The 26,239-nt window shown below is 75.0% G+C and carries 19 protein-coding genes; 2 read left to right on the top strand and 17 right to left on the bottom strand.

What is annotated here, in order from left to right:
- Nucleotides 1-430 precede the first annotated feature (430 nt).
- Entirely contained in the window at nt 431-1,087 is a 657-nt protein-coding gene (locus ACFVYI_RS39860) for a BTAD domain-containing putative transcriptional regulator (protein ID WP_387894668.1), read from the top strand.
- On the opposite strand, the gene ACFVYI_RS39855 is transcribed toward ACFVYI_RS39860, so the two are convergent.
- The 17 genes from ACFVYI_RS39855 to ACFVYI_RS39775 form a co-directional block, all read right to left on the bottom strand.
- Complete coding sequence (locus ACFVYI_RS39855; protein ID WP_387894667.1) at nt 1,052-2,506, bottom strand: DUF6519 domain-containing protein; 1,455 nt, start codon at nt 2,504-2,506, stop codon at nt 1,052-1,054. The genes ACFVYI_RS39860 and ACFVYI_RS39855 overlap by 36 nt on opposite strands.
- Before the next feature lie 136 nt (nt 2,507-2,642).
- Nucleotides 2,643-4,823: a hypothetical protein gene (locus ACFVYI_RS39850; protein ID WP_387894665.1), complete on the bottom strand. Its 2,181-nt coding sequence runs from the start codon at nt 4,821-4,823 to the stop codon at nt 2,643-2,645.
- Entirely contained in the window at nt 4,820-8,251 is a 3,432-nt protein-coding gene (locus ACFVYI_RS39845) for a putative baseplate assembly protein (RefSeq protein ID WP_387894664.1), read from the bottom strand. Before ACFVYI_RS39845 ends, ACFVYI_RS39850 begins: the two co-directional genes overlap by 4 nt.
- Nucleotides 8,248-11,268: a putative baseplate assembly protein gene (locus tag ACFVYI_RS39840; RefSeq protein WP_387894662.1), complete on the bottom strand. Its 3,021-nt coding sequence runs from the start codon at nt 11,266-11,268 to the stop codon at nt 8,248-8,250. Before ACFVYI_RS39840 ends, ACFVYI_RS39845 begins: the two co-directional genes overlap by 4 nt.
- Complete coding sequence (locus tag ACFVYI_RS39835) at nt 11,265-11,627, bottom strand: GPW/gp25 family protein (RefSeq protein ID WP_387894660.1); 363 nt, start codon at nt 11,625-11,627, stop codon at nt 11,265-11,267. Before ACFVYI_RS39835 ends, ACFVYI_RS39840 begins: the two co-directional genes overlap by 4 nt.
- 13 nt (nt 11,628-11,640) lie before the next feature.
- Nucleotides 11,641-11,979 (bottom strand): hypothetical protein, encoded by a 339-nt coding sequence (locus tag ACFVYI_RS39830; protein ID WP_387894659.1) that lies wholly within the window; start codon nt 11,977-11,979, stop codon nt 11,641-11,643.
- 8 nt (nt 11,980-11,987) lie between these two features.
- Nucleotides 11,988-12,518: a phage baseplate assembly protein V gene (locus ACFVYI_RS39825; protein ID WP_387894657.1), complete on the bottom strand. Its 531-nt coding sequence runs from the start codon at nt 12,516-12,518 to the stop codon at nt 11,988-11,990.
- Nucleotides 12,515-13,636, bottom strand: coding sequence for a hypothetical protein (locus ACFVYI_RS39820; RefSeq protein ID WP_387894655.1), 1,122 nt, complete (start codon nt 13,634-13,636; stop codon nt 12,515-12,517). The genes ACFVYI_RS39825 and ACFVYI_RS39820 overlap by 4 nt, the downstream gene beginning before the upstream one ends.
- Nucleotides 13,629-13,964: a LysM domain-containing protein gene (locus ACFVYI_RS39815; protein WP_387894654.1), complete on the bottom strand. Its 336-nt coding sequence runs from the start codon at nt 13,962-13,964 to the stop codon at nt 13,629-13,631. Before ACFVYI_RS39815 ends, ACFVYI_RS39820 begins: the two co-directional genes overlap by 8 nt.
- A gap of 73 nt (nt 13,965-14,037) precedes the next feature.
- Complete coding sequence (locus ACFVYI_RS39810; protein ID WP_387894653.1) at nt 14,038-14,670, bottom strand: hypothetical protein; 633 nt, start codon at nt 14,668-14,670, stop codon at nt 14,038-14,040.
- A gap of 40 nt (nt 14,671-14,710) precedes the next feature.
- Nucleotides 14,711-17,836, bottom strand: a complete 3,126-nt coding sequence (locus ACFVYI_RS39805; protein WP_387894651.1) for a DUF4157 domain-containing protein — start codon at nt 17,834-17,836, stop codon at nt 14,711-14,713.
- Complete coding sequence (locus tag ACFVYI_RS39800) at nt 17,833-18,093, bottom strand: hypothetical protein (protein WP_387894650.1); 261 nt, start codon at nt 18,091-18,093, stop codon at nt 17,833-17,835. Before ACFVYI_RS39800 ends, ACFVYI_RS39805 begins: the two co-directional genes overlap by 4 nt.
- Nucleotides 18,090-20,234 (bottom strand): ATP-binding protein, encoded by a 2,145-nt coding sequence (locus ACFVYI_RS39795; RefSeq protein WP_387894648.1) that lies wholly within the window; start codon nt 20,232-20,234, stop codon nt 18,090-18,092. Before ACFVYI_RS39795 ends, ACFVYI_RS39800 begins: the two co-directional genes overlap by 4 nt.
- A complete protein-coding gene (locus ACFVYI_RS39790; protein WP_387894647.1) occupies nt 20,234-21,472 on the bottom strand; it encodes a DUF4255 domain-containing protein in 1,239 nt (412 codons plus the stop codon). Before ACFVYI_RS39790 ends, ACFVYI_RS39795 begins: the two co-directional genes overlap by 1 nt.
- An 865-nt stretch (nt 21,473-22,337) precedes the next feature.
- Nucleotides 22,338-23,171 carry a hypothetical protein gene (locus ACFVYI_RS39785; RefSeq protein WP_387894645.1) on the bottom strand — a complete coding sequence of 278 codons (834 nt, stop codon included), beginning with the start codon at nt 23,169-23,171 and terminating at the stop codon, nt 22,338-22,340.
- A 2-nt stretch (nt 23,172-23,173) separates the two neighbouring features.
- The gene (locus tag ACFVYI_RS39780; protein WP_387894643.1) at nt 23,174-23,698 is read right to left on the bottom strand and encodes a phage tail protein; all 525 of its coding nucleotides are present in this window, start codon (nt 23,696-23,698) and stop codon (nt 23,174-23,176) included.
- Between the two features lie 49 nt (nt 23,699-23,747).
- Nucleotides 23,748-25,409 (bottom strand): phage tail sheath family protein, encoded by a 1,662-nt coding sequence (locus tag ACFVYI_RS39775; protein ID WP_387894641.1) that lies wholly within the window; start codon nt 25,407-25,409, stop codon nt 23,748-23,750.
- Nucleotides 25,410-25,688: 279 nt separating this feature from the next.
- On the opposite strand from ACFVYI_RS39775, the gene ACFVYI_RS39770 reads away from it, so the two are divergent.
- On the top strand, nt 25,689-26,057 hold the full coding sequence (locus ACFVYI_RS39770; RefSeq protein WP_387894639.1) for a PRC-barrel domain-containing protein: 369 nt from the start codon (nt 25,689-25,691) through the stop codon (nt 26,055-26,057).
- The last annotated feature ends 182 nt before the right edge of the window (nt 26,058-26,239 follow it).

Below are 26,239 nucleotides of genomic sequence, written 5' to 3'. Positions count from 1 at the left end.
TCAAACGCATCCGGGGGCCGGCCCATTTTAAGTATCTCCAACACCGCTCCCCGCGGCCCCCGCGGCCCGGGGGCGGGTTGAACCCGCCCCCGGGCCCGTCGGCGTGCCGTGACCGCCTCCGCCGGTCGACGAGAGTTCGCTCTGTACACCATGGAGTGACATTGGTCCCGAGGAGCCGCCGGTGCGGGCGGGACGCCCTAGCCTGATGCCGGATCAGCGGGGGCCGACGGCACGCAGGCCGGTGCCGGGCGTTCCCCCGGGCGAAGGGAGGGCCGTATCCGTGCGTCCGTTGCCCGCACCCGAGGTGCGCGAGTCGAATGGCCGGGCCGGCGTCCGCCGAGGTCCCGACGGGAGGGCGGCCGGGGGTGAGCCGGCCCGGCTGACACTGCTCGACGGGTTCGCGCTCGACTGCGGCCCGCGATCGGTTCACGTGACGAAGACCCTGCAGCGGTTGCTCGCGTTCGTCGCCCTGCGGGGGCAGGCCACCCGGGCCCTGGTGGCGGGCACGCTGTGGCCGGAGTCCGACGAGTCCAAGGCGTTCAGCCGGCTGCGCACCGCGCTGTGGCGGCTGCACCGGCTGGGCGTGCCGCTGCTCGTCACGCACGGTGAGACGCTGCGGCTGCACGCCTCGGTGAGCGTGGACGTCGACGAGGTGCTGGGCGGGGGCGGCGACCGGCCCGCCCTGCGCGGAGCCGGGCTGCGCGAGCTGTTGCCGGGCTGGTACGACGACTGGGTCCTGCTCGAACGGGAGCGGCTGCGCCAGATCCGCCTGCACACGATGGAGGAGTTCGCGCTCCGGGAGCTGCGGGCCGGCAACTTCGCGGGCGCGCTGGAGGCGGTGCTCGTCGCCCTGCGGGCCGAGCCGCTGCGGGAGAGCCCGCACCGGCTGCTGCTGGAGATCCACCTCGCGGAGGGCAACTACAGCGAGGCCATCTACACGTACCACGCGTACCGGATGCTGCTGCACCGTGAGCTCGGGGTGAGGCCGTCGCCCCGGATGCGGCGGCTGCTGGACGCGGCCGTCGAACCGGCCTCCGGAACGGGCGGGCCGTCACCCGCCGAGCGGGGGGAAGGTCCGGCGCGGTGACGGATCGACGCCCTGGCCGACGACGTGGGCGAGCGGGGCGTAGTGGTACCGCACGCCGTCGGGCTCGACGGGCGCCGGACCGTCCGCGCGCTGCGGCCACAGGACGTCGCCGACGGCGGTGCGGGCCGGGACGAGCCAGTGGTCGCCGCGCCGGTACGTGCCCGGCGTCGTCTCGCCCGCGGTCTCGAACCACACCTGCACGCCGTCCTCCAGGTCCAACCAGCCGCCCTCCACCAGGGGCAGCGCGCCGTCGTCCGGGACAGCGGTCGTGGTACCGGGGGCCGGCCGGTGGTCCCAGCGGCGCAGGAACGGGTTCGCACCGAGCCCGCAGTCCTCGTCGCCGTCCTGGTCGTCGAGGGTGACCAGGAGGTCCACGGCGTCGACCGCGAGGACCCGCCGCAGCCGGGGGGCCCGCTCCGGCGGGCCGGTCAGCACGCGGTCGTCGGCCACCCGGCCGGCGATCGTGTCGTCCACGAGCTCGACCCGGTCGCCGACCTCCAGACCGAGCTTGCCGTCCCGGCCGAGTGTGGTGACCCGCGCCGTCGAGCCGTTGAGCGACACGACCGGGAACACCACCGAGGCGTTCTCCCGGGACCACTTGAAGGTCGCGCCGCGGCGGGCCGCACCGCTGTGGGCGGCGACGGCCGTGCCGGTGGGGGTCGGGCCGGTGGGGGTCGGGCCGGTGGGGGTCGGACAGCCGGTGGGGTCCGTGGGCCAGGCCGGGCCGCCGGAGTGCACCTCGATCCGGTAGAGCTGGTTCTCCGGGCCCCGGAAGCGGCTGTCCACCGGCAGGTGGTACTGGCAGTCGGCGGGCGCGACCGGCTGCCTGGCCCGGGCCCGCATCCGCCCGGTGGGCCGGAAGGCGGCCAGCCGGGCCGGGAACTCCTTCAGCGCCTCCTCGGTGGTCCGCGCCGTCACCGCGACCGCGGCCACCTGCCAGACGGTCTTCGCCCGGGCCGCCGTGTCCGGGCCGGGGGCACCGAGGGCGACCTCCCGGATCGCCGGGTCCTGCAGCGCCGTGATCAGCCGCTCCCAGACCCGCAGGTAGAGCACGAACGGCTCGTTCTGCGGCAGTTCGTCGGCGCTGTGGCCGATGCGCAGCCGCAGGTCCGGCTGGGTCCAGTAGGTGGCCTCGGCGTCGTTCTCCACGAGGATGCCGTCGACGTACATGCGGCCGGCGGAGATCGTCAGGTCCTCCTGCGGCCTCCTGCCGTCGACCGCCCCGATCGCGAAGCCGCCTCCGGCCGCCGGCGCCACGGCGGGTCCGAGGACATCGGCGACCATGGTCCGCAGCTGGTGCAGCAGCACGGCGCCCTGCTCGTTGAAGTCGGCGTCGAGCTGCACCCGGCCCTGCTGCGCGAGCACCGCCGAGTAGTGCTTGCGCGGGTCGAACGTGGTCCGCGAGAAGTCGCCCTGCATGGTGTCCTCCGGTGCTCGCTGGGCTCCGGCCGGGTCACGGCCGACGGCCGTGCGTCAGGTCGGGGTCGGGTCAGGTCGGGGTGGGGTGGGGTGGGGGTCAGGTCGGGGTGGGGTGGGGGTCGGGGTGGGGGTCGGGTCAGGTCACGATGACGAGGCCGGCGTCGCAGCCGGCCGGTACGTACTCCGCGAGCCGGATCCGCAGGTTGTCCTCGCGCTGCGGCTGGAAGAGGTCGTGGAACACCCCGAGCTCCGAGCCGTCGTCCGCGCCGCGCCGGATCTCCTCGGGGCAGTCCGGCGCGAGCTGCGCGTACCCCGGCATGCCGTACCGGGTACTGGTGAACCTCGGGACCACGCGCTGCGGTTCGCCGGCCGGCTGAACCTCGGGCAGACAGTGGAACCGGCGCGGCGTACGCGACCCCGGTCCGAGCCAGCAGAACCGGACGCAGCCGGCCTGCCGGCGCTCGACCAGCAGACAGCCGGTCAGGAGGGAGTTCTCGACCAGTCCGGCGGCCCGGGTCAGCACCGTGCCGAGGACCGTCGTGCGGCGCGCGTTGAACACCGCGTGGGCCGGGCGTCCGTCCGGTGCGGACAGCGCGGCCGCGTGCCGGCCGACGGCGTCGAGGATGCTGTCGGACAGCCAGACGGGGTTCGGCTCGGCGCTCGCCCCGTCGGCGTCGACCACGATCGAGCCGATGATGCTGTGGTCGACCTGCAGGCAGGCGGGAGTGTCGACGAGTTCGATGCTCGCCTCCTCCTCGTGCTCGGGCCCGCACTCCTGGTCCAGCGACCAGCCCGGCACCAGGGTGCTGTGCCGCACCACGACCTGGCCGACGCCGCCACGGATCCGCAGGCCCCGGCCGGCGACCAGCAGCCCGTCGAGGACGATCCTCGGCGGGCTGCCGGCACGCCCGGACGAATCCTCAGCGCCCTCCGGGCTCGCCAAGCCGCCCGCGCCCGGACGCGGGCCGACGATCTCCAGGGCGTCCGGGCGGTTGCTGTTCCAGTCGAGGACGCGCAGCACCGGCCGGCTGCCCCGGGCGGCGCGCAGGGTCAGCCGGTCCCCGTGGTCCAGCTCGACGGTGAGCGACTCGTGGTAGTCCCCGGCGTCGGTGATCTCGATGACGGCCTCGCGCTTGCCGGGGTCGGCGAGCTTGTCCGACCGCCACTGCCGCAGGGCCGCGCCGATCCCGGTGAAGTCGTTCCCGGCGGCCCGGCCGACCGTGTAGAAGGCCCGGGGGCGCCGCGGTTGCGGCGGCCGGGCGTACTCGCCGCCGCCGAGGTCCGCACCGAAGCCGTAGTGGTAGTCCACCCAGACGCCGTCGGCCGGCGCCTGCCGGGCGGGGAAGGCGATCCGGCCGAGTACCGGGTCGATCGCGACCCGGTCGTCCGTCGGGTGGTGGCGCCAGCCGGTCAGGTCGGCCGCCACCACGCGGTTCAGCGGCACCGGTTCGCCGCCGACGTAGACGCACAGGCTCTTGCCCGGTCCGTAGAACTGCGCGGTCCGTTCGGCGAAGGCGACGCGGCGGATGAACCCGGGGACGTTGCTCTCGTCCGCGAGGTGGGTCGGTGACGGCTCCGCCACCGGCTTGGTGATCAGCGGCGCGCTGTTGCCGAGCACGCTGAAGGTGAAGTGCCTGCGGGCGCGGTCGTCGCAGTGGGCCGGCGCGCGGGTCACGGAGTGGGCCCGCAGCCGCCACAGGAACAGGCCGATCTCGGGGATGCCGGACCGCCCCCGCCCGCGCGCCGAGTCGATCCGCCGGACGTCGACGGTGTGGGCGAGGCTGTCGAACGGGCCGTCGATCCGGTCGAGCGCGTCCACGGCGCGCACGTCCACCGTGCGGCCCCGGGTGAGCCGGCGCCGGTCGGCGCGCGGGTCGCGGCCGTACAGCCGCACCGCCTGGGTGACGCCGAGCAGCGTGCGGAACTCCACCGCCCGCGCGGGCCACCCCGCGACGTCCTCGGCCAGCTCCTCCAGCAGTGCGAGCGTGCCCTTGCGGCGCCGATCGGCAACGGTGTGCGCGACGTCCCGGCGTCCGGCGATCACGGCCGGAAGCAGCCGGGCCGCCTCGGTGGAGCCGGACAGGGCCTCGGTGGAACCGGGCAGGACGCGGTAGCCGACGAGGTCGCCGAGGTAGGGCACGACCCAGCTCCGGCAGGTCTCGACGAACCAGTCCTCGTAGAGCTGTTCGAGGTCGGCCTCGATGACGTCCGCCTGCTCCTGCACCACGCCGAGCAGCGCGCGCAGCGGCCCGCCCTGCTCCGCGTCCCGGCGCCGGACCACGGCCGGCAGCAGCTCGTACATCCGGTCGGTGGTCACGGGATCCTCCGCAGTGTCAGCGCTTCCGGGACATCGGACGGGAGTACCGCGAGCTGCGCGGGGCGGACGCCGCGGTACACGGTGAGGAGCTGTCCGGGGACGAGGGCCGGGGTGGCCAGGAGCGGGTTCAGCGCCGCGAGTTCGTCGAGGTGCGGGCCGTACCGCTGGGACACCCGGGTGAGCGTGTCGCCGGCCACGATCCGGTGGTCGATCTGCTCGAAGTGGGCCGGGAGCGAGGCGATGCACGGCTTCGCCGTTGTCAGACTCGCCGCCAGTTCGGCGAGCTGGACGGGCGTCACATCGGAGCGCACGCTGTCGAAGACGTCCACGTCGACGTGGTCCACGCCCTCGACGCCCTGGATCAACGCGATGGCCTCGCTGAGGTACGCGGGCCGGCCGAGCGTACGGGCGGCGAAGCCGAACCCGTCGGCGAGGGCCGCCCGCACGGCGGGTTCGACGAGCTCCCAGGAGTGGTCCGGCAGCACCTTCACCCCGGCGTCGAGGACGATCAGCCGCAGCTCCCGGGCGGCGACCCGGACCGGCAGACCGGCGTCGCCGAAGTCCACCAGGGCCCGTTCGAGCGCGGTGAGGAGGCCGGACAGCGGGTCGAGCGGCGCGTCGCCGACCGCTGCCACGGTCACGTGGACGACCTCGCGCGTCCCGTCGAAGAGCCGCACCGCGCCGGCCTTGGCGATGCCGGCCCGGGCCCGGGTGAAGTCCTCGTAGTCCTGGACGGAGACCAACCGGTCGAGCGCGCGCAGCCGCAGCGGGATGACGGTGCGCGCGTCGGCCGGTCCGTCCGCGTCCGCGCCGCCGGTGGCCGGCAGCGGGTTGGTCACGGCGCTCACCCCGAGCGGACGCGCGGCGAGCTGGTCGATGCCGCCCGCCGCGACGTTGCCGCCGGCGCCCGCGCCGGTGCGGTAGGTCGCGGTGACGTTCTGGCTCCCGGACGGCAGCCGGGCGCCGTGCACACCGTCGCCGAACGCGACCGACGCGCCCGCTCCCGGGCTACCCGGGCCGCCCGAACCGCCTGGGCCGCCTGGGCCGCCTGGGCCATCGACCGGGTCCGTGCGCAGTTCACAGACGTGGTCGGTCGGCCCGGCGAGCGCGAGCACGGCGGTCTCCGGCCAGGCCACGCCGTTGACCCGGGTGGTCAGGGTGCTGCTCGCGCCCAGCGGGTTGTCGGCCGCGGTCCAGGTCAGCGGGGTCCGGTCGGAGACCAGGTGCAGTCGGAACACCTGACCCGGCCGGCCGGCGTCGCCGCTGCCGAGGATGTCGCCCCGGGTCTCCCCCTGGGTGGCGCCCACGACATTGCCGTAGATCTTCACCGTGGAGCGCCGGTAGGTGTGGGCGAGCTCGTCGACCAGCAGCAGCCGGGTCTGCGGCCCCTGCCCGCGTTCGAGCACCGGCCGGCCGTCGACGGTCCGGTCGAGGCGGTGGGTGACGCCCGCGACCATGGCGAGTTCCGTGGCGTGGACACCGGTGGTGTACGGCACGTCCGTGCGTTCGCCCGACACCACGATCCACCGGCCGGCCTTGAGTCCGTCGTAGCACTGCGCCATGTCGATCGACGCCCGCCCGACGTCGTCGAGGACGGGGGCGCCGACCGGGGTGAGCGGTTCGCCCTGGGCCCACAGCGGAGTGCCGCGTCGCAGCGGCCCCCGCTCACGGCCCTGCGGAGTGTCGAACTCCAGCACCGTGACGGTGACCTCGGAGATCTTCCGGCCGGAGCCGTTCGGGTCGGTGACGTCCAGCTGGGTCTGGCCGACCCGGTCCGGGAAGAGCACCGCCGAGGCGTCGCCGTCGCCGGCCCCGACGAGCACCGGCCGGCCCGCCACGATCGCGTCGTGGACGCCGTCGAGCAGGATCCTGCTCACCCCGTCATCGGGCACCGGGCCATCGGTCACCGGGCCATCGGTCACCGCGGCGTCGTCCTGCCGTGGCGGAGGCGGCTCGACCGAGGCGATCGTCGCCCGGACCCGGAGCACGCTCAGGGCGGCGAGCGCCGGCGGGTCGGTGATCCGCTCGCGCCGCCATGCGTCGTACACCGACGCGAGCCGGGGGTCGGCGGCGGCGAGCAGCCTGGGGTGCACGTCGGCGTCCGGCCGGAACAGCTCCCGCGCCGGGGTGTCGAGGGCCCGCGCGGTGCGCGGCGGGCGGGCCGGGGCCCGGCGCAGGGCCGGGAGGACGGGCGTCAGGGCGACCAGGCCGGTCGCCCGGTACGGGTCCGGGCACTCCTCGCACTCCTCGCACTCCGCGGCTCGGTCCGCGTCGTCATCCGGGCCGTGCCCGTGACCACGGCCCCGGGGGAGGTCGTGACCGCAGACCAGGGACCGGGCCAGCCCGCGCAGTTCGGCCATCTCCGGGGGGCTGCGGCGGGCGATGCGCGCGGCGAGGGCGGTCAGCACCCGACCGGCGTCCACCACGGCCCGCACCTCGGCACCCAGCCAGTCGGCCCGCTCGCAGCTCGCACCGCGGGCCGCCGTCGCCACCTCCTCGGGCAGCCGTCGGAGGTACCGGGCGGCCCGGTCCAGCGCCTCGGCCGGGGTCGGCGCGGGGGTGAGGAGGGCCGCCAGGGGTTCGAGGACCGAGGTGACGATCCGGGCCGCGACCGGGTCCAGCGACGCGACCGGGGCGCCGGTCGCGCGGTCGAGCGCGGTGGCGAGGTCGGTGACCGCGGCGGTGAAGGCGTCGAGCGGGGCGGCGGACGACACCAGCGTCACGGCGGTCCGGCCGGCGGTGAAGTCCACGGTGGAGTCGGCGACCGTCCTGGCGTGCACATCCGGCTGGAGGCCGGCGGGGGCGAACGCGAAGAGCAGGCGGTCGCCCTTGCGGAGGTTCGCCGAGACGCCGTCGACCGCGAAGTCCACCAGGGTGGTGTCGACCTCGGCGGCGGTAATCTCCGGCGGGTCGGTGAGCCGGACGGCGAGGGTGTTCCACTCCTCGCGGGCCACCAGGTCCTCGTCGGTCTCGAAGGTCTGCGGCAGCCCGCCGTTCTCGGCCCGGCTGCGCACCGCGGACCCGGCCGGGACGAGGCTCCGCGCCCCGGGATCGAGCGTGTAGGCGAGGTAGGTGCTCGACGCCAGCGGCGGCCTCGACAGGTGCCCGGCGAGCCGGCCGAGCAGGCTGATCGACTCCGGTTCGGTCGCGGTGCGCAGATACCCCTCGTTAGCGATCCGCTCCTGGTAGAACGTCAGGACGTCGCCGACCATCGCCCAGCAGTCGAGCAGGGCGACGGCCGGGTCGTCCGGGTCGCGGGTGGTGAACGGGTCGAGCGCGCGGCGGCTCGACAGCCGGGCCAGCATCGAGGCGCGGAACGTCGGCCAGGTGCCGACCCGGTAGGACAGGGCCGGCAGGCCGGGCCGGTTGAACACCGGCACCGGGGTGACGGCCTCGACGCCCGCGCGGCAGCCGCATCGGCAGCTCATCGGCCACCCTCCAGATCGAGTACGAGCCGGCCGTTCTCCGGCCGGGCCGGGTCGTCGTCCAGCCGGGCGACCTCGAACGCGCCGATCGGCAGGAGACCGGTGGCCAGGGCGTCGCCGGGATCGGCGGGGCCGGCGAACAGCCGTGCCAGCCGGGTGACTTCGGCGTGCCGGACACCCGGAACCGCCACCGCGGCGGCCACCAGCCGGCTTGCCCGGACGGGTGCGCCGAAGGACATCGCGTCCGGCGCGAACAGTGCGGCGAAGGCCGCCGACAGAGCGGCTCTCACGTGCCCGGCCACCGCGTCGGGGGCGACCAGGACGTGCAGGGCGACGTCGAGCGGCACCTGGGTGGCGCCGAGCACGGCGAGGTCGTGCCCGATCCGGCGGTACCGGAACAGCGACTCCCGGACGGCGTCCAGCAGCTGGTCGGGGGCCGTCGCGGTGCCGAAGGCCTCGACCGCCACCTGGGCCTCGTACCAGCTGCCCGTCCAGCGCAGCGCCGCGGCCGCTCGCCGCACCCCGGGGGTGCGGGCGGCGAGGGTCGCGTAGTCCTGCGCGGTGACGGCCCGCAGCAGCCGCCCGGTCGGCTCGACCGGGGCGAGCCGGCGGACGTCGTCGACGGGTTCCGGATCGACGCCGCCGCGGGCGGGCAGCGGGTTGCGGACCAGCCGGATGCCCTGCTGCCGGGTCGAGCTGAACACGATCCGGCCGATCACCTCGGCCCCGACGTTGCCCGCCGTACCGTTGCCCACCCGGTAGCGCACGGCGCACCGGCGGCCCGGTTCGTCGGCGAGCGGGAACGCGGCGCCGTGCCGGCCGTCGCCGAAGCGCAGCCGCAGCACGCCGTCGTCGTCGGTCTCACCGACGAGGTCGCGGTCGGCGGGGCCGCTGTCGAGCAGGTCCCGGCGGGGCCGCCAGTCGTCGCCGTTCTGGTCGGTGAGCCGCAGGGCCGGCAGCGCGCGGCGCGGGTCCTGGGTGGTCGCGGTGGCCGCCGGACCCCGCAGGGCCGGGGCGCTCTCGCGCAGCCGGTCGCGCTCCTCCGCGCCCCAGCTCTGGCCGATCTCCCAGCCTTCGGCGTCGAAGCGCAGCACGGTGCCGGACCGGGCCCGGCGCAGCAGTTCGGCCCACCGGGCGAGCTTCACCGCGAGGAGTTCGTCGAAGCGCCCCAGCAGCGTGCGCAGGGCCCGGCCGGGCCGGTGCTCCAGCCCCGCCCGGTGCAGGGCGGCCGCGCCGAAGAGCGTGACCAGGTAGTCGCGGTCGGCGGGTGCGAGGTGCCCGTGCTCCGGGGGGAGCCGGCGCCAGATCGCGGTGAGCCGCTGCCGGGCCCGCTCCGGCAGGCCCAGCAGCAGCCGGGCCTGCGCGCCGGCGACGGTGGCCGGCGCGGGGAACGCCGCGCTCCGGGTCACCGGTGTCAGGCGCAGCGCGGGCGCGAAGCGGACCGGGAGAGGTGGGTAGGGCGGGCGGCCGGCGGCCGCGTCCTCGTCGGGGCAGCCCCAGTGCTCCGGGGGCGGGCAGCCGGGTTCGGCCGGCGGTACGACGGGGACGTCGATCGTCTCGGGCGGGGCGTGGCACCAGTCGATGCTCCGGCCGTGCTCGACGAGCACCGTGTTGCCCCGGGCCACGCCGATTTCGAGGTCGGTGCAGTCGGGGCCGCCCCTGCCGCCGACCCGCAGCGGGAAGGCCAGCGCGTCCTCGGGCGCCCAGGCGACCTGCAGGATCGGCTGGTCGTACAGCCGGTCGACGTCCTCGGTGACCGACAGGAGGCGGACGGCCTGGCGGTGGGTCCGGTCGGCGTCGGCGGCCGTGCCGGTGCTCGCGCCGAGGATCTCCTCGAACAGCAGCACGTCGCCGGGGCGCAGCCGCAGGATCCGCTGCCCGTGGCGGCCGTGCGGGTCGCTGTCGACGAGGGTGGCCGAGGTCGCCCCCACGGGCAGCCGGTACTCGGTGTCGCCCCAGGTCCAGAGGTGGATCAGACTGTGGGCGCGGTGGAGCGCGACGTCCTCGGTGTGGACCGGCTCGAAGACCTCGTACGGCGGGAGGTCGCGGCGGTCGAGGTCGGCGGCGAGCACGGCGGCGCCCGCGCCGGGCGGTGCGCCGGTGACGCGCGTGGCGAAGCGGAAGTCGCCGGCGGGCAGCGTCAGGTCCTCGTCGGTCTCCAGGCAGACCCAGGCCCGGGCCGCGCAGCCGTCGTGCATCGGGTAGTCGACCAGCCGGGCGTGGCGGCGCACCGACACCCGGAGCCGTGCCGTGTCGAGGTAGGCCTCGGTGGCCACCGCGTCCTGGCGGTAGCTGAGCCGGTCGCCCTCGGCGGCGAGCAGTTCCACCAGGGTGATGCCGAGGTCGGGCACGTGCCGTTCGGTCCACGCGGGCACGGTGAGGCCGAGCCGGTCGAGCATCAGGCGGCGGAAGCTGTCGTAGTCCTTGGCGATGTAGTCGATGTCGGGCACGGCGTCGATGTCGGGCACAGCGTCGATGTCGGGCACGGCGTCGCCGGCGGGCACGGCGTCGCCGGCGGGCACGGCGCAGACCTCGGGCACGGCGCCGGTGCCCGGCCCACCGTCGAGGTGCGGCGGCGCGGTGTCGGCCGCCGGGCCCTCGCACCGGTCGTCGGCGCAGTCCGGGCCCGCGCGCTCCGGCCGGAAGGTGAACTCCGTCCTCGCGTAGCGGCGGTCGAAGCCCGGGTGTGGTTCGGTGCCCGGCCGGCCGTGCGGATCGGTCCGCACGACGCTCAGTCGGTAGACCGACAGATCGCCCGGCCGGTCGACCCGGAGCTCCAGGCGGTGCGGCGACTGCCGCTCGCCGTCGGTGAGCGGGCGCACCTCCAGGACGGTGATGCCGGTGATCCGCTGTCCGCCGTCGATGCGGAAGTTCGCCGGCGTCAGCCCGGGCGGCGCCTCGCCGAGGAGGGCGACGACCAGGTGGTCGCCCCGGCCGCCGTCGCGGACGTCGACGCTGTCGATGCCGCTGAGGCCGGCGGCCCGCACCCTGGCCCGGCGTCGTGCGTCGGTACGGTTCATCGCGCCACGCTCCCCTCGATGACGTCGGTGCGCACCTGGCCGGTGGCGAGGAGCAGGTAGCGCAGCTCGATGCGGAGCGTGCTCTCCTGGGCGGTGACCTGGAGCGAGTCGACCGCGATCACGTCCCCGAGCCAGCGGTGCAGCGCGCCCTCGGCGGACACCTGGAGCGCGGCCGCGAGTTCGACGCTGTCGGGCTCGAAGACCAGGTCGAGCAGTCCGCAGCCGAAGTCGGGCCGGTTCACCCGCTCGCCGGGTGTGGTGAACAGCAGCTGCTCGATCATGTCCCGTACGTGGTCCGGGTGGTCGCGGTCCGCGGTACGGCCGCGCGCGTCGATGCGGAAGGGGAAGGCGATGTCCATCGGTGCACCCCGCTCACGATCCGGTGACCAGCAGCTGCATGGCCATCACCAGCGGTGGCCCCGGTGTGGGCGAGCCGACGCAGACTCCGCCGCCGGGCACCGGGGGCGGAGTGGGCGGCGGTGCCTGGGTCAGCATCGGCGCACCGTTGACGAGCACGGCGGAGACGTTGGTCCACCGCACCGTCGCGCAGGGCGTGGGCGCGGCGCAGCCGGCGACCACGATCCGGTCGGCGGTGGTCGCCACCGCCAGTCCGTCGACCAGGGCTCCGGGCGGACCGGCCGGCAGCACGGTCGCGGTGCCACCGTGCGGGCAGGTCATGGTCATTCCGGTGTGGACGGCAAGGCCGGGCATGGGTCCCCCTACTTCGGCACGACGAGGGTGCCGTTGTTGATGATCACCGAGGTGCCGGCCAGCCGGATGCTCGCCAGCCCCGGTCCGCAGGACAGCTCGATGCCGGCCTCGCTGAGCTTGATGTACGGCCCGGCCGCCCCGCGCAGCTGCAACCGGATGCCGCCGGTGGGTTCGGTGGCGTCAGTGAGCAGCACGTAGTTCCCGGCGGGCGTGCTGAGCACGACCTGGGGGACCTCGGGCGGGACCAGCGCGGCCACCGGCGGCTGCTCCAGCGTTCCGCCGCGCCAGAACCCGGTCCACACGGCCCGGTTGACGTCCCCGTCCTCGAACTTGATCCACACGCCGGACTGCACGGACGGCACGACGTGCATGCCGGCCGTCGCGTAGTGCGGGGTGGCCCAGATGCACGGGTCGTCGCCGAGCACGTCGTCGACCCGGACCATGATCCGGTTCTGTTGCAGGGGGTCGAAGTTCGAGACGACGACACCCCGGTAGAGGTCCCGGAAGTCGGGCTGCTGGTTGGCGTTCGAGGTCGTCACGGCGCCACCCGGTCGCCGATGGCGCCGAAGCCGTCCCGGGCCAGGGCGAAGCTCTGGGTGTAGGCGCCGCGTCTGACGTCGTGGGTGACGCTCTTGACGTAGTAGAGGCCGTCGTAGGCCGGCCCCGCGCCGCGCACCCCGACCAGCCCGCGTGCGGTCAGCACCCGGCCGTAGCGCAGGACGTCGAGCCTGCCCTGTCCGGTGACGGCGTCCGCCGCCTTCGACGTCACGCTCACCGCGCGCAGCATCGCGTCGGTGATCGAGCGGTCGGTCAGCTTCACGATCGGCTCCTCCCGGAGGGCGACCGCCGGCCGGGCGGCGAGCGGTGGCTTCAGCAGGCTCAGTGCGGGGACCGGCACCGAGATGCCGAGCTTGGTGTTCGGCTCGGTGATCCGCACCGTGTACTGGGTGCGGGCCAGGCCGTCGAAGGAGAACGAGAGGGACTCGACGTTGTCCGCGGCCCCGGAGTTGACGGTCAGGGCGGGCTGCGGCTCGCCGATCCGGACCTCCGGCCCCCAGTAGCCGATGCTGGTGCCCGGCGCCGGGCCCGGCACGAGGTAGCAGGTGTACCCCACCTCCTCGCCGAGGCTGCGCAGGTACTCCAGATCGGTGCTGGACTGGATCGGGATCCGGTCGAGCGGGTTCGGGACGGTGGGCACGACCGTCGGGACGGCGGCCGGGACCACCCCGTACAGGGCGTACTTGAGCAGGACGAGGGTGGCCCTGACGTGGTGCGGCATGGCCGGGTAGCAGGCGTGCTCGGTCCGCAGGTCCATCAGCAGCGTCAGGTCCTCGCCGGTGACGGTGAGCGTCGAGGCACCGGGCGTGTCGCTCGGGCTCAGCTCGTGCCGGGTGATCACGCCGTCCATCAGCACCTCGGTCGCCCCGGCCACCACCACCGCGACGATCACCCGCGTCGGCGGATCGAGCAGCCCGGCCGGCAGCAGGGCGTTGGTGATCACGGATCTCTTGCTGACCGCGAAGGTGAGTTGGAAGCCGCTCCGCGACCCGGCGCTCGACGTCACCTGCACCGACTGCAGCGCGTCCATCAGCGCCTGCGGGGCCGGCGCGGTGACGACACCGCCGATCCGCAGCAGCAGTTGGACGCTCCTAGCCATGGACGGCTCCCGGCAACAGCGGTGAGCCGGTGCCCGGGCCGGCCGCGGCCGGCAGCGTGATCCGCAGGCGCCGACCGGGGACGACGAGTTCGTCGGGGTCCACGGCCCGGTTCGCATCGGCGATCTGCCACGCCAGTTCGGCGTCGCCGAGCTCCGCGAAGGCGATCCCGTCCAGCCGCTCGCCCGGCCGGACGACGTGCTCGCGCAGCTGCGCCAGCGCCTCCGGGTGCGGCACGAAGCGCCGCCGCAGGTAGCTCACCGTCCGCCCGTCCGGCAGGCGGAGGTTCGCGGTGGGCAGCCCCCGGTAGCGGCTGGTGATGGCGAACATGGCGCTTCCTTTCGTAGTTCCGGCTCTTGCCGGTCGGGCGCTCCGGTCTCCCGGGCACCGCGGTCCCCACCCGTCAGACGCGGGGAGTGCCGAGGTCGGAGATCGGATGGCGGACGGTCTGCGCGAAGCCCTCCCTGCGCCCCTGGTAGGTGAGGTAGAGCACGCCGCCGTGGTGCTGGTGCCCGAGGTCGTCGACGGTGAGCACGCGCACCCCGATGCCCACCTTCGCCCGGATCGGGTCGAGGGCCTGGTCGAAGAACTCCTCGGTGACGGAGAAGTCGGTGATCCGCACGGGCACCACCCGCTTCGGCCCCAGCACCAGGACCAGCAGCGCGGACTCCAGCGGCGCGACCTCGATCTGCCCCTCGCGCGCCAGCGCGTCCTCGCGCCGCAGCTGCCGCACCGTGGGGTACATCGTCAGCTCCAGCGCGGAGAGCACCGGGTACAGGCCGTCCGGGTACTTCTCCGGCTCGGCCGTCGCGTCGAACTCGGCGTCGAACCTGAACTGCTCCTGGGCGGGCCCCTTGAGCCGCAGGGCCTCCAACCGGTCCCCCGGCTCGTTGCCGATGCCCTGCGGCGTCAGGGTCCTGGTGAGGGTGTCCGGGTTGTACTGGAACGGGATGGTCCGCAGCACGGTGCCGCGGTCCGGGTCGACGAGCACGAAGCCGCCGCGCACCGGGTTCAGCGCCCCGGGAAAGGTGCTCACTCCCGCACCTCCGTCGGCGAGGACGCGCCCGTGGGCCCGCTCATGGTGCGTCTCCCTGCTCGTGCCGGCGGGCCTCACGGGTCTGCCCGGTCCGGCGCAGCACCGGGACGCCGGAGCTGCGGGCCGCGATGTCGGTGGCGATCTGGTCGGCGTGCGCGCGGATGTGCTCGATCACGGTCTGCTCCCACCAGGTGCTCTCGTACGGGTGGTCGACCAGCAGCCGGGACTCCTCCAGCAGGTGCCGCAGGCCGGGCGGGCGACTGCTCAGAGCGGGGAGGGTCACCTCACGGAGGGCGAAGGTGCGCGGACCGGTGTGTTCGGCGAGGTGGCGGCGGCCTTCGGCCACCTCGCGCTGCTCGGTGTAGAAGGTCGGCGCCGTGTCGGCGATCTGCTGGTCCAGCACCAGCAGGACCACCCCGGCCGTGCCGGAGCGGAGGTCCGGCGTGGTGGCCAGGACCCGCAGTGCCGTGGCCCGGGAACGGTCGAGCTGCTCGTGCGCCGCCTGTCGCTGCGGCTGGGTGAGGGCCGCGGCGACCACGGCCGCGTCGGCGTCGAGCTGATCGGCGAGGGCGGCGGTGCTCACGGCCGTCCGGCCCTGGCCGGCCTGCCGGGCCGCGTCGGCCGCGGTCTGCAGCTCCCGGTCGATCTTCGCCAGCTCGGGATCGTCCGGGGCGACCGTGCCCAGCCAGCCGCGCAGTTGCTGCAGCCGGCCGCCGACCTGGTCCGGTGCACCGGCGGTGGCGCGCAGCAGGGCCGCGACCGCGCGGATCCGCTCGGCGGTCTCGGTCCGCATCGCGGCCAGGTCGAACGCGGCCGGCTCGACGTTGCCCCGTGCGGCGATGCGCAGTCCGGCCGCCCGGCTCTCGGTCTCCTCGTGGTCGCGCCGGGCGCGGGTCTGCAGGAAGAGGTCGCGCTGCTCCCGTTCGGCCTCCGTCCCGGCCGGCCAGGCGGCGGCGTCGAAGCCGAGCCGCCGGGTGGGCCCGCCGCCCGCCTCCGCCCAGGCCTCGGTGATCCGTTCGCGCAGACGGCGGTCGGCGACGGTCGCGACCTTGAACGCCAGGCCGAAGAACGGGCTGTCCGCGTGGTCCTTGGCGATCTGACTGTGCGACGGACCGGCGATCGTCGGCTCGGGCGTGGCCTGGAGGTTGCGTTCACGGCGTACGGCGGCCTCCCGGCCCTCGCGTTCCTGCTCGGCCACGCCGCGGCCGGTGAAACGCCCCTCCAGCTCCATCGCGCGGCGTTCGGCCTCGGGGGTGGCGGTGCGCGCCTGCCGGGCGCGGGCCTCGCGCAGCGCGACGATCAGGCTGGTGTCGGCCACCTGGGCGCCCAGCGCCTCAGCCTGGAAGCGCTTGGCGGCCGGCACCATGAGGTGCTCGTGGATTCCCGCGCGGATGGCCCGCTGGGCGGCGACCACGGTCACGTCCCGCACCGACTGCGGGATGATCGCGGGCAACAGCGTGCCCAGGTGGTAGATCTGGTCCATCGGCAGGCTCAGCAGGGTCTCGACCGCCCGGCCGGTCACCGCGCTGTACGGCGGCCGCCCGTAGGAGCCCAGCGCCCCGAGCAGGGTCTGGCGCAGCCCGTCCCGGAACTGCTTGTTGTTCTGGAGCAGGTGGCCCGTCACGCGCAGTTCGGCCTCGATGAACCGCTCCTCGCTCTTGGCCTCCGCGATGGTCTTGGGGTCGGGCAGCGGTGTCAGCAGGAACTTCACGAACTCGCTGGTGAGCGAGATCTTGGTGTCCGCGCCGAGGAAGGTGCCGGTGGAGAGCACCGGACGGTTGCGCAGCGCGGCCGGTCCGCGCCCGACGTCGATCGACGGCAGGAAGGCGAAGGCGCTCCGGTCGGCGCCGCGGAGCCGGGGCAGCAGGTCGGCGTGCTCGCGCAGCACCTTGTTCACCGCGATCTCCACCCAGTTGGAGTGCGCGAACAGGTCTTCGACGGCGTGCAGCGCGGCCCCGAAGTGGAGCAGCCCGTCGGTGGTGCGCCCGCGTTGCACCGCGAGCTCCAGCCGCCGCTCCACGTGCAGGTTGGTCCGCCTGATGTAGGCGAGCACGCCCGCCCGGTCCACCGAGAAGACCGGTGCGGCGGTGCCCGGCGCCCCCTGCTGCACGGCGGCGGCCGGTTCGGGCGGCTCCTGGGCGGTGACCGCCGCCGGCGGCCGGGCCGGGGCCCCGGCGACCGGCGGCGCGGCGGTGACGGCGGGCGGCGCGGCGAGCAGGTCGTCGGTGGAGGTGAGCCCGCCGGGGTTGTCGATGTGCTCGGCGGGGATGTAGTAGCCGAACTGCTCGGGGGTCATGCTCCGGCCGAACTTCTTCGCGGCCATGTAGGCCAGCATCGAGAACAGCACGTCCGCCGGCAGGATGCGCAGTGCGAGCGGGACGAAGACCTGGTTGAGGTCGCGCATCCAGTTGCCGAAGTAGACCGCGCCGGCCTCCTCGTTGCTGAAGGCCGCCTGGTCCTCGCGCCCGGCGGCGTCGGTCGTGAGCCCGACCCGCTCGGCCGCCTCGTGCACGGGCGCCTCGAAGCGCTGCACCGCCCGGATCCCCGCCGGGGCCGGAGGCAGGGTCGGGGCCGGCCGGGCCGGGCCGGGACGCGGCCCGGTGCGCTCCGCACGGTCGGCGACGGCCTCCGCCTCGCGCTCGAACCGGTCGCCGGGCTCGCTGACCCGCAGCCCGCCGCCGATGTCGCGGCCGGCCACCGGTCCGGTGGACTGCTGGACGACATGGGCGAGTTCGTGGGCGAGCAGCATCCGGCCGGCCCGGGTGCCGGTGTCCGGAAGGCCGTCGCGGAACACGATGTGCGAGCCGGCCGTCCACGCCCGCGCGCCGACCGCGACGGCGGAGCGGTGGGCGGCGTCCCCGGAGTGGATCCGGACCGTGCTGAAGTCACTGCCCAGCCGCTGTTCCATGTCCGCGCGGACCGCGGGGGGCAGCTCCCGGCCCGGGGTGTCGAGCACGTGCCCGAGCTCGTCGACGTCGACGATGCCACGGACGGCCCCGGTCGCCGCCCCGTCCCCGGTCGCCCGGCGCTGGATCACGCCGGTGCGCCCGCCGCGGACACCGCCGCACCGCGCGGCCTCGTGCGTCGGCGCCTGCGTCCCGCCCCACTCCCGGGCGTTCACCGGCTGCCGGCCGGCCCCGGCGGGTACCACCGCCTTCCCGGTCATCCGCCCACCTCCCGGTGCGGGCGCGCCAGCGCGCCGTGGACGGACCGGGCGACGGCCGCCCCGAGTGCGGCCGGCCGGGGCCCGCCGCGGACCTCCGGGGCGGCGAGACCGGGCACGCGGCGCGACTCGCCCCAGGCCCCCGCCGGCGCCGCGGCGAGCAGCCTGGTCAGCTCGGCGTGCAGCGCCTTCCTGAGTTCACCGGGATCCGCGCCGACCCCGTCCAGGACCAGCCGCTCGATGTGCAGTTCGATCCTCATCGCTCCGGAGCCCCTTTCCACGCGAAGTCGCGCTCGGTCATCGGGAGTTCGAGCTTCAGGAACTCGCTGCGCGCTGCGGCGAGCACCGTCGGCATGGTGATCGGGGTGCCCGCCGCGGCGGCGAGGAAGGCCGCGTTGAGCGCGATGTTGCGGATCATGCCGCCGCTGGCCGGCAGCCGGGCGAGGCGCTCGTGGTCGAGTGCGGCGCGCGGCGCGGCCGCCGGGAACGCCTTCTCCCAGATCTCGCGGCGCTGGCTGGGGCCGGGGAACTCGAACTCCACGATGAACCGCAGCCGCCGCAGGAACGCGTTGTCCAGCCCCGAGCGGAGGTTGGTGGCCAGCACGGCCAGCCCCCGGTAGCTCTCCATCCGCTGGAGCAGGTAGTTGACCTCGATGTTGGCGTAGCGGTCGTGCGCGTCCTTGACCTCGCTGCGCTTGCCGAACAGCGCGTCCGCCTCGTCGAAGAAGAGGATCGAGCCGCCGCCCTCCGCCGCGTCGAACAGCCGGCCCAGGTTCTTCTCGGTCTCGCCGATGTACTTGCTGACCACGGCGGACAGGTCGATCCGGTAGAGGTCGAGCCGGAGGTGCCGGGCGAGCACCTCGGCGGCCATCGTCTTGCCCGCACCGCTCGGCCCGGCGAACAGCGCGCCCAGGCCGAGCCCCCGGGTGACGCGCTCGCCGAACCCCCAGGTCTCGTACACCGTGGTGCGGTGCGCCAGCTGGTCGGCGATCTCCCCGAGCGCCCGGCGGCCGTCCTCGGGCAGCACGATGTCCTCCCAGGTCACCCTGGTCTCCAGCCGCTGCGCGAGGGCGTCCAGGCGCGGCCGGGTGCGCAGCCGGCAGGCTCGCCAGGCGGCGGCAGGGTCCCCGGCGGCGACGGTCGCCACCTCCCGGATGGCGGACAGCTCCAGGCCGAACTGTGCCGCGAGCGCGTCCGTGTGCTCGCCGGGGCCGTACTCGGCCCGCCATGCCTCGGCCCGCTCGGCCGGGGTCGGCGGCGCGACGTCGAGCACCGAGGAGGCCGGGAGGTCGGGGCTGCTCTCCCGACCGGCGAGCAGGCGGGCGCTGCCACCGGTCCGGGCCAGGAACCGGGCCGGCCCCGGGTCCCCGGGCCCGGTGTCCCCGGCGTCGAGGTAGAGCGCGAGCGGCAGCAGGGTCGACTCGCGCTGCCACAGCCGGGCCAGCTCGTCCAGTTCGCCCGGTGCGGCCGGGAGCAGCCCGGCCGGGAGCCGGCAGGCGACCAGCCCGCTCGCGGCCGCGGCGTGGGCGGCCACCGCCCGCTTGCCCGGGCCGTCGGAGCCCTCGGGGCCGACGAGTTGGACCAGCGGTACGCCGGGCCGCCGCCAGGTGCGGACGATCTCCTCGGCGACCGCCCGTTGGGAGGGCGGCAGCTCCGCCTCCGGCCCCGGGTCGAGGCGTTCGATCAGCAGGGCGAGCCGGTCGTCGAGGTGGTTCAGGCCCTTCACGTGGTTGACGATCCGCTCGTCGGCCCGCAGCGCACCGGCGACCAGGCCCTGGCCGACGGTCCGGGTGATCTCCAGGAGCCGCCAGTACCGCAGTCCGCCCTGCGGGGAGAGCGCGTCCCAGGCCGGGTCGGGCAGCAGCGCCAGGGCCAGCGCGAACGTCGGGTGGGCCGGCCGTTCGTCGCCCTGCGCGCGGGCGTACAGCCCGGTGATCGACGGGTCGAGTTCGGTCGCCACGCACAGCAGGAGGGTGTCGCGCTCGAACCGGGAGAGCCCGAGCCGGTCGGCGAGCTGGGCGAGCGGGGGCGGCGGTGAGACCTCCTCCGCGTCCCGGACCGCCCGGGCGGCCGCCTCGATCTGCTGCTCCGTCACCCGATCGCCGGGCGCGGCGGGCGCGGCGGTCCCGGTGGGCGCGGCGGTCCCGGCGGGCGCCGGCGCCGGTGCGGTGCGACGGAACAGACGGGCCCGCCCGGGCCGGGCCTCAGGCGCGCTCCCGGCCGGGGCCGGGCCGAGCGACTCCCCGCGCACCGGACCGGCCGGCTCGGCGGGCACCGGCCCCTCGGCGATCCGCCGCCGCAGCAGGAGCCGCAGCCAGGTCAGCGAGGCGGCGAGGAACCGGCTGTTGGCGGCCTCCGCCCCGTCCGCCCCGCTCACCCCGGTGTTCTGCGGGTCCGTCATCAGATCACCGCCACCGATTGGGTCGGGTCGAAGGACGGCCGGGCTCCCGAGCGGTCGATCAGCAGGCTGTCCACGCCGGCCACCCGCAACCGCACCGGATGCCGCCCCTTCGCCGCGTGCGGCACGGTGAACCGGGCGCTGCCCGCCGGCCGTGGCGTGCCGGGGCCGGGCGGGTCGGGCGGCACGGCCCGCCCGTCGAAGACGAGCAGCACCGGCTGGCCGGGCAGCGGCGCCGGGGCGCAGGTCAGCTCGATCACCGCGCTGCCGTCCGCCGCCTGCGGCACGGTCGCCGGCAGCCGGGTGATCCGGGGCGCGACCGCGAGCGGCACCTCGTTGGTGACGGTCACCACCGACCGGGACACCCCGCCCTCGGTGACCTGTCCGGTGAGCGCGAGCCCGACCGACCAGAGCCCGGCCGGCATGCCGGCGGCTCCGACGGTGAACCGCGCCTCGCCGTCGGTCAGCGCACCCGGGGCCAGCGGTACCACCACCTGGGCCGGCAGCAGCGGATGGCTCAGCCGGACCTCGGCGGAGCGGGCCGACAACCCGTGGCCGCGCAGCGAGACCTGCTCGCCCGGCCGGGCGGCCGGCTGGCGGGCCGGCGGCACGGCCGCGGTGAGCGCGGGCAGGCCGAGCGGCAGTCCGGCCTGCGCACCGGGCCCCTCGTCGTTGCGGCCCCGCTTGAGCACGGGCACCGGCGCGGTGGGCGCCCGGCGGCTGTCGATCAGCACCGCACTCACCTCGTAGGCCACCGACATCCGGTACGGCGTCTGGAAGGCCGACCAGAGTGCGTAGATGTCCTTCTCGCCGAACGGCTGCCAGGTGATCCTGATCCGGTCCAGCTGCTCGGCGACGTTGCTGTCCGGCGCGAAGGCCGCGAGCTCACCGCGCTGCAGCACCGGGTTGTCGTGCAGCACCCGCACGGTGCGGGCGAGCAGCCGGTGCGCGTCGAGGCCCGGGTCGTGCCGGACGAACGGGGTGATCAGGTAGTGCAGCACCAGCGGGAACGGCGGGCCCCCGCTCTCACCGGGCGTCAGGTCCGGCCGGTCCGCGTTGCGCAGCGCTCCGGACACGTCGGCCTGGAACAGGTAGATGTTCACCAGCTTGTCGCGGGTGCCACCGGCCAGCTCGTCGAGCGGCCGGGTGTCCACGCCCGCTCCGGCGACATCGGCGAGCGCGCCGTGGACGAGGCCGCTCAGCGTCCTGGTGACGGCGGCGATCGCCTCCTCGTCGCTCATCGGCGATCACCTCGCGACCGGGTGCGCAGGTAGTCGTCGAGGCTCGTCGCGGGCTGCCGTTCGGGCCGTCGACGGGCCGGCGCGGGGGTCTCCCGGGTCGCCCTGACCTCGACGCGGCCGATGGTGATGTGCACGGTCGGCTCGGCGGCGGGCCCCTGGCGCGACTGCGGCCACTGCGGCCACTGCGCCGCCGGAGCCGGCCCCGTCGGTCGCGCCGCGGTGTGGAGCGGCCGTACGGGATGCTCCCGGACGGGGTCGGTCACGGATCCGTTCGCGAGGTCGGTCGCGGATCCGGTTGCGCGGTCGGTCGCGGCGTCGGTCGCGGATCCGGTTCCGGGGTCGTTCGCGGGGTCCGTCATGGATCCGGCCGCCGGGCCGGCCGCGGATCCGCCCGCCGGTTCCGTGCCCGGCCGGAGCGCGCCGGCCGGGGGGTGGTCGCCCGGCAGCCGGGCCGGGTCGGGCGCCACCGGTCCTTCGGACGGCCGGGTAGCGGGTGGCGGGGCGGTCCCGCCCGACGACGGCGCCTCTCCCGGCGCCTCCGGTCGGTGGTCCGTCGGATCGGCCGGCCACTCCTGGGGACGGGGCCCGACCGGGGCCCGGAGGTGAGTGGGTGGACCGGTCTCCTGCCCCCTGGCGGCTGCCCCGGCCCGCCGTCCCGGGCCGGCCGGGACGGCCGGATCGGCGGCCCGCACACCGGCGGGACCGGGCAGCGGCGCGGCCGTGCGACCGGTCGACTCCTCCGGCATCGGCAAGGCGTCCTGCACCGGCCGCCGGGCCCGCCTGGGCTCGAACAGCGATCCGGTCAGCGGCCGGATCGGCGGGCCGCCCGCACCGGGCACGCCCAGCAGGCGGCTCACGAAGTCGGTCATCCCGTCACCAGCTCCAGATAGCACTGCCGACGTGCCGGACCGATCGCGAGCACCTCGTCCTCCGACCAGCCGTAGGCGCTCGCCAGCACATGCACGTCGTGCACCAGCCTCCGGGCGTAGGCGTCCAGTTCGGCCCAGAGATGGGCGGCCGCGTCGAACGGCGACAGCCAGGCGTGCCCGCACTCCACGCAGTCGAGCTCCAGCCGGACGTCCGCCTGCGGGTCCTGAGCGGACAGGGCGTCGGCGAGCGCGTCCAGCACCGCGTCCGGCAGTTCCTCGGGGGCGACCTGCACCCCCTGCGCCACGGCCGAGGTCAGGACCCGGCCGAGCAGTGCCCGTCGGGCGTCCGGTGTGCCCGGGCCGACGGTCAGCAGGTCCCTGCCGGTGATCAGCCGGAACTCGATCTCGAACCCCTCGACCCGCAGCCGCCGCTCGCCGTCCGCCCCACCGGCCCGGACGTCGTCGGCGCTCAGTTCCAGTTCGAGCTCCTCGTGGCAGGACGGGCAGGTGACCGCGCACGGGAAGGTCGGGCCGAAGCAGCGCTCGTGCAGCGCGAGCACGAGTTCCCGGCAGGTGCCGACGGCGAGGTCCGCCACCGCCGACGGGTCGGCGCCGCCGGCCGCGGCGAGCACCAGCGACCGCCGGACGGCGTCCTTGCCCCGGCCGGCCTCCCACACCGCGAGCAGGCCGGCCTCGGTCAGCGGACGCCCGTCCGGCGGGCCCGCGGCCTGGGCGGGCGTGGACGACGTGCCCGTGGTCGACGTGCCCGTGCTCTGCATGCCCGCGGTCGACGTGCCCGTGCTCTGGGTACTCATGGTCTGCGTGCTCATGGTCAGGCCGGGTCCTCGAACCCGGTCTCGACCGGCTCGGGCAGGTCCTCGCGGACCCAGCCCTCGTTCTCCAGCTTGACGTGCTGGATGGCCACCGCATTGGCGTTGGCGTCGAGGTCGGACACCGGCTGGTACTCCGAGACCCAACAGTTGAACACCTGGTAGGACAGCACCTTCTGGCCCGCCTCGTTGAAGACGTCGACGACGATGTCCCGGCGGAAGTCCTTGAGCGAGGATTCGAGCCCGCTACCGGAGTTGTGGTAGCTCCACACCCGGTTCGCCCACTGCTCGAACACCTTGTCGTTGGTGACCCCGCGTTCCAGCGTGATCGCGTCGTACTCGGTGCGCCCCGGCAGCTTGGCGCTGGTCGCCGGGTCCCCGCCACTGCGGTGCTTGATCACCTCGGTGCTGCGCTTGAAGCCGGTCACCTTGCTGACCCCGGCGATGTAGTCCGTCCCGCCGCCGAACCTGACCCGGAACCGGAAGTTCTTGTAGGGGTCGCGCCGCTTCGTCCTGCTGTCCGCCATGGCTGCCCTTCCTCGTCACCCGCCACCGTCACCCGTCACCCGATCGGGCTCATACCTGGATCTGGCCGGCCAGCTGCTGGATGTGGATGATCACGAATTCCGCGGGCTTCAACGGGGCGAAGCCGACCTGGATGTTGACGATCCCCCGGTCGATGTCGTTCTGCGGGTTGTTCGTCGCGTCGCAGACCACCTGGTAGGCCTCCTGCGGCGTGCGGCCCTGGAAGGCCCGCTGCCGGAACAGGGTGTTCATGAACGCGCCGACGTTGAGCCGGATCGACGACCACAGCGGCTCGTCGTTCGGCTCGAAGACCACCCACTGGGTGCCCCGGAACAGGCTCTCCTCGATGAACAGCGCCAGCCGGCGGACCGGCACGTACTTCCACTGGTCCGCGAGGATGTCGGCGCCCCTGAGCGTGCGCGCTCCCCACACCACGGTGCCGACCACCGGCTGCCGGCGCAGGCAGTTGACGCCGAGCGGGTTGAGGATGCCGTTCTCCTGGTCGGTCATCAGGACCTGTGGCGCGACCACCCCGCTCAGCCCGGCATCGGTACCGGCCGGAGCCTTCCACACGCCGCGTGCGACATCGGTACGGGCCCACACCCCGGCGACCGCCCCGCAGGGCGGGAAGTCGCGGACCATGTTCTGCTGCGCGGTGTCGGCGATCATGACTCGGGGGAAGTACACCGCCGCGTTCTTCGCGAGGTCACCCGTCAGCGGCAGCCCGCTGCCACCCGGTGCACCGGCCCTCGCGACCTCGGCGACGCTGCGCCAGCTGTCCGGTGGGTCCACCAGCAGCATCGCCCGCCGGTCCAGGCAGAGCCTGGCCGCCTGGGCCAGGATCCCGGCCGGGTGGGCCCCGTCGCCGTTCTGGCCGGGCGGCCCGGGCAGACAGAGGATGTTGAAGATGTCCGTCTTCAACAACTGGTAGATGCCCTGCTTGCCGTCCCGGACCGGGGAGTTCTCGCCCAGGTAGTCGGCGGCGACCGGGGTCGCGGTGCCGTCGAGTCCGTTCGCGGCGTCGACGTACCAGTCGCCGTGGCCGGCTCCCTTGCCGTCCGGGAACGGGTCCTGCCCGGCCGGGACGTCCGCGCCGGCCGCGGGCAGCCTGCCGTCCGCCGCGGCGTCCACGGTGACCAGGGCGGAGCCGGCCAGCGCGGCACTCAGCCGGTTGCCGCTGTCCGGCGTGGTCCCGATGTTGAGGTAGGTCTCCGTCACGCCGGTGGCGGTGTCGCGCAGGGTGAGGTTGAAGCTCTTCTGGTCGGCGGCGTTCGCCGCCTTGTCCCTGGTCCGGTGGTCCACCCGGGCGCGCAGGCGATTGCCCCAGTCCCCGGGGCTGACCGCGGTGAGGGTGATCGCGTCGGCGGCCGCGCCGGACGCGGCCGCCAGGACGACGGTGGCGGGCGCCGGGTAGGTCGGCCCGCCCGCGGGGGCGTCCGCCGGCCGGTGCGCGACGATCCGGACGACCTGCGCCTCGGCACCGCCGTTCTGGAAGAACTGGTAGACCGCGTAGCTCATCTCGCTGGTCCGGTCGAGACCGCCGAACTCGCGCTCGTAGTCGGACCAGCCGGTGATGTGCACCGGGTCCGTCACCGAACCGCGCGGCGCCGTCCCGACGAACGCGGCGACCGACGTCGGCACCCCGACGACGGTGCGCACCGCGCTCGGCAATTCGTCGATGTAGACGCCGGGATGGGTGGGACTGATCGGCATGGCCCTGGCTCCCCTCGCACCGTCCGCAGGTCTGTCCACGGTGTGCCGTCCACGTTCGCCGCTCCACCGTCACCGAAGCGTCACCGCATCCGCACCACGGCGTTCCCGTCGTGTGACGCCACGGTGACGGCGGCACCTGGGCGAGTACGGAAGCCGCCACGGGGTCGAACGGGGTCCGACGGCATCGCCCCGCATGAACCCGGCCCCCCGGGGCAGCCGATGGGGCGAACACCGCCGGGACACCCCCGGCACGGCACACCGTGCGGAGAGGAGACGATTGTGAGCAGCGACGTCAACATCTGGGAGTTCCGCTCCACGTCCGGCTACGTCACCGGGTCCGACCTCGTCGACTTCCGGGTGGAGGCGGTCGACGGACACATCGGCAGGATCGACAAGCTGTCCGAGCAGGCCGCCGACCGGTACCTGGTGGTGGACACCGGCCCGTGGATCTTCGGCAAGCACGTGCTGCTGCCCGCCGGCACCGTCATCCAGGTCGACTTCGAGGAGCGGAAGGCGTACGTCGACCGGACGAAGGACGAGATCAGGAACGGACCGGAGTTCGACCGGCACGAGCACGACGGCGACACCGACTACCTGGAGAAGTACGCGGGCTACTACGGTCCCTTCTACGGCGGTCCGGCGATCTGACCGGCCCGCCGCACGAACAGGACCCGGCCGCGGGTCCGGGGCGCACGCGCCCGCGGAGCCCCGGCCGGAGTCGACGGGCCCGGGGGGGCGCCCCCCCCCCGCGGGGGGGCGCCCCCGGGCCCGCCGCGGGGGGCCTGGGGCATTTAAAAAAAAACGAGCCAAACATAACACCAAGAGAAGCG

The sequence above is a fragment of the Kitasatospora sp. NPDC058218 genome (assembly GCF_042882445.1).
GTDB lineage: Bacteria > Actinomycetota > Actinomycetes > Streptomycetales > Streptomycetaceae > Kitasatospora.
This window is presented reverse-complemented; position numbering and strand designations above follow the sequence as displayed.

Excerpts from the sequence above, each read along its gene's own strand:
- ACFVYI_RS39855 (WP_387894667.1), bottom strand. The coding sequence starts at position 2,506 with ATGCAGGGCGACTTCTCGCGGACCACGTTCGACCCGCGCAAGCACTAC.
- ACFVYI_RS39845 (WP_387894664.1), bottom strand. The coding sequence starts at position 8,251 with ATGAGCTGCCGATGCGGCTGCCGCGCGGGCGTCGAGGCCGTCACCCCG.
- ACFVYI_RS39840 (WP_387894662.1), bottom strand. The coding sequence starts at position 11,268 with ATGAACCGTACCGACGCACGACGCCGGGCCAGGGTGCGGGCCGCCGGC.
- ACFVYI_RS39835 (WP_387894660.1), bottom strand. The coding sequence starts at position 11,627 with ATGGACATCGCCTTCCCCTTCCGCATCGACGCGCGCGGCCGTACCGCG.
- ACFVYI_RS39830 (WP_387894659.1), bottom strand. The coding sequence starts at position 11,979 with ATGCCCGGCCTTGCCGTCCACACCGGAATGACCATGACCTGCCCGCAC.
- ACFVYI_RS39820 (WP_387894655.1), bottom strand. The coding sequence starts at position 13,636 with ATGGCTAGGAGCGTCCAACTGCTGCTGCGGATCGGCGGTGTCGTCACC.
- ACFVYI_RS39815 (WP_387894654.1), bottom strand. The coding sequence starts at position 13,964 with ATGTTCGCCATCACCAGCCGCTACCGGGGGCTGCCCACCGCGAACCTC.
- ACFVYI_RS39805 (WP_387894651.1), bottom strand. The coding sequence starts at position 17,836 with ATGACCGGGAAGGCGGTGGTACCCGCCGGGGCCGGCCGGCAGCCGGTG.
- ACFVYI_RS39800 (WP_387894650.1), bottom strand. The coding sequence starts at position 18,093 with ATGAGGATCGAACTGCACATCGAGCGGCTGGTCCTGGACGGGGTCGGC.
- ACFVYI_RS39795 (WP_387894648.1), bottom strand. The coding sequence starts at position 20,234 with ATGACGGACCCGCAGAACACCGGGGTGAGCGGGGCGGACGGGGCGGAG.
- ACFVYI_RS39790 (WP_387894647.1), bottom strand. The coding sequence starts at position 21,472 with ATGAGCGACGAGGAGGCGATCGCCGCCGTCACCAGGACGCTGAGCGGC.
- ACFVYI_RS39785 (WP_387894645.1), bottom strand. The coding sequence starts at position 23,171 with ATGAGCACGCAGACCATGAGTACCCAGAGCACGGGCACGTCGACCGCG.
- ACFVYI_RS39780 (WP_387894643.1), bottom strand. The coding sequence starts at position 23,698 with ATGGCGGACAGCAGGACGAAGCGGCGCGACCCCTACAAGAACTTCCGG.
- ACFVYI_RS39775 (WP_387894641.1), bottom strand. The coding sequence starts at position 25,409 with ATGCCGATCAGTCCCACCCATCCCGGCGTCTACATCGACGAATTGCCG.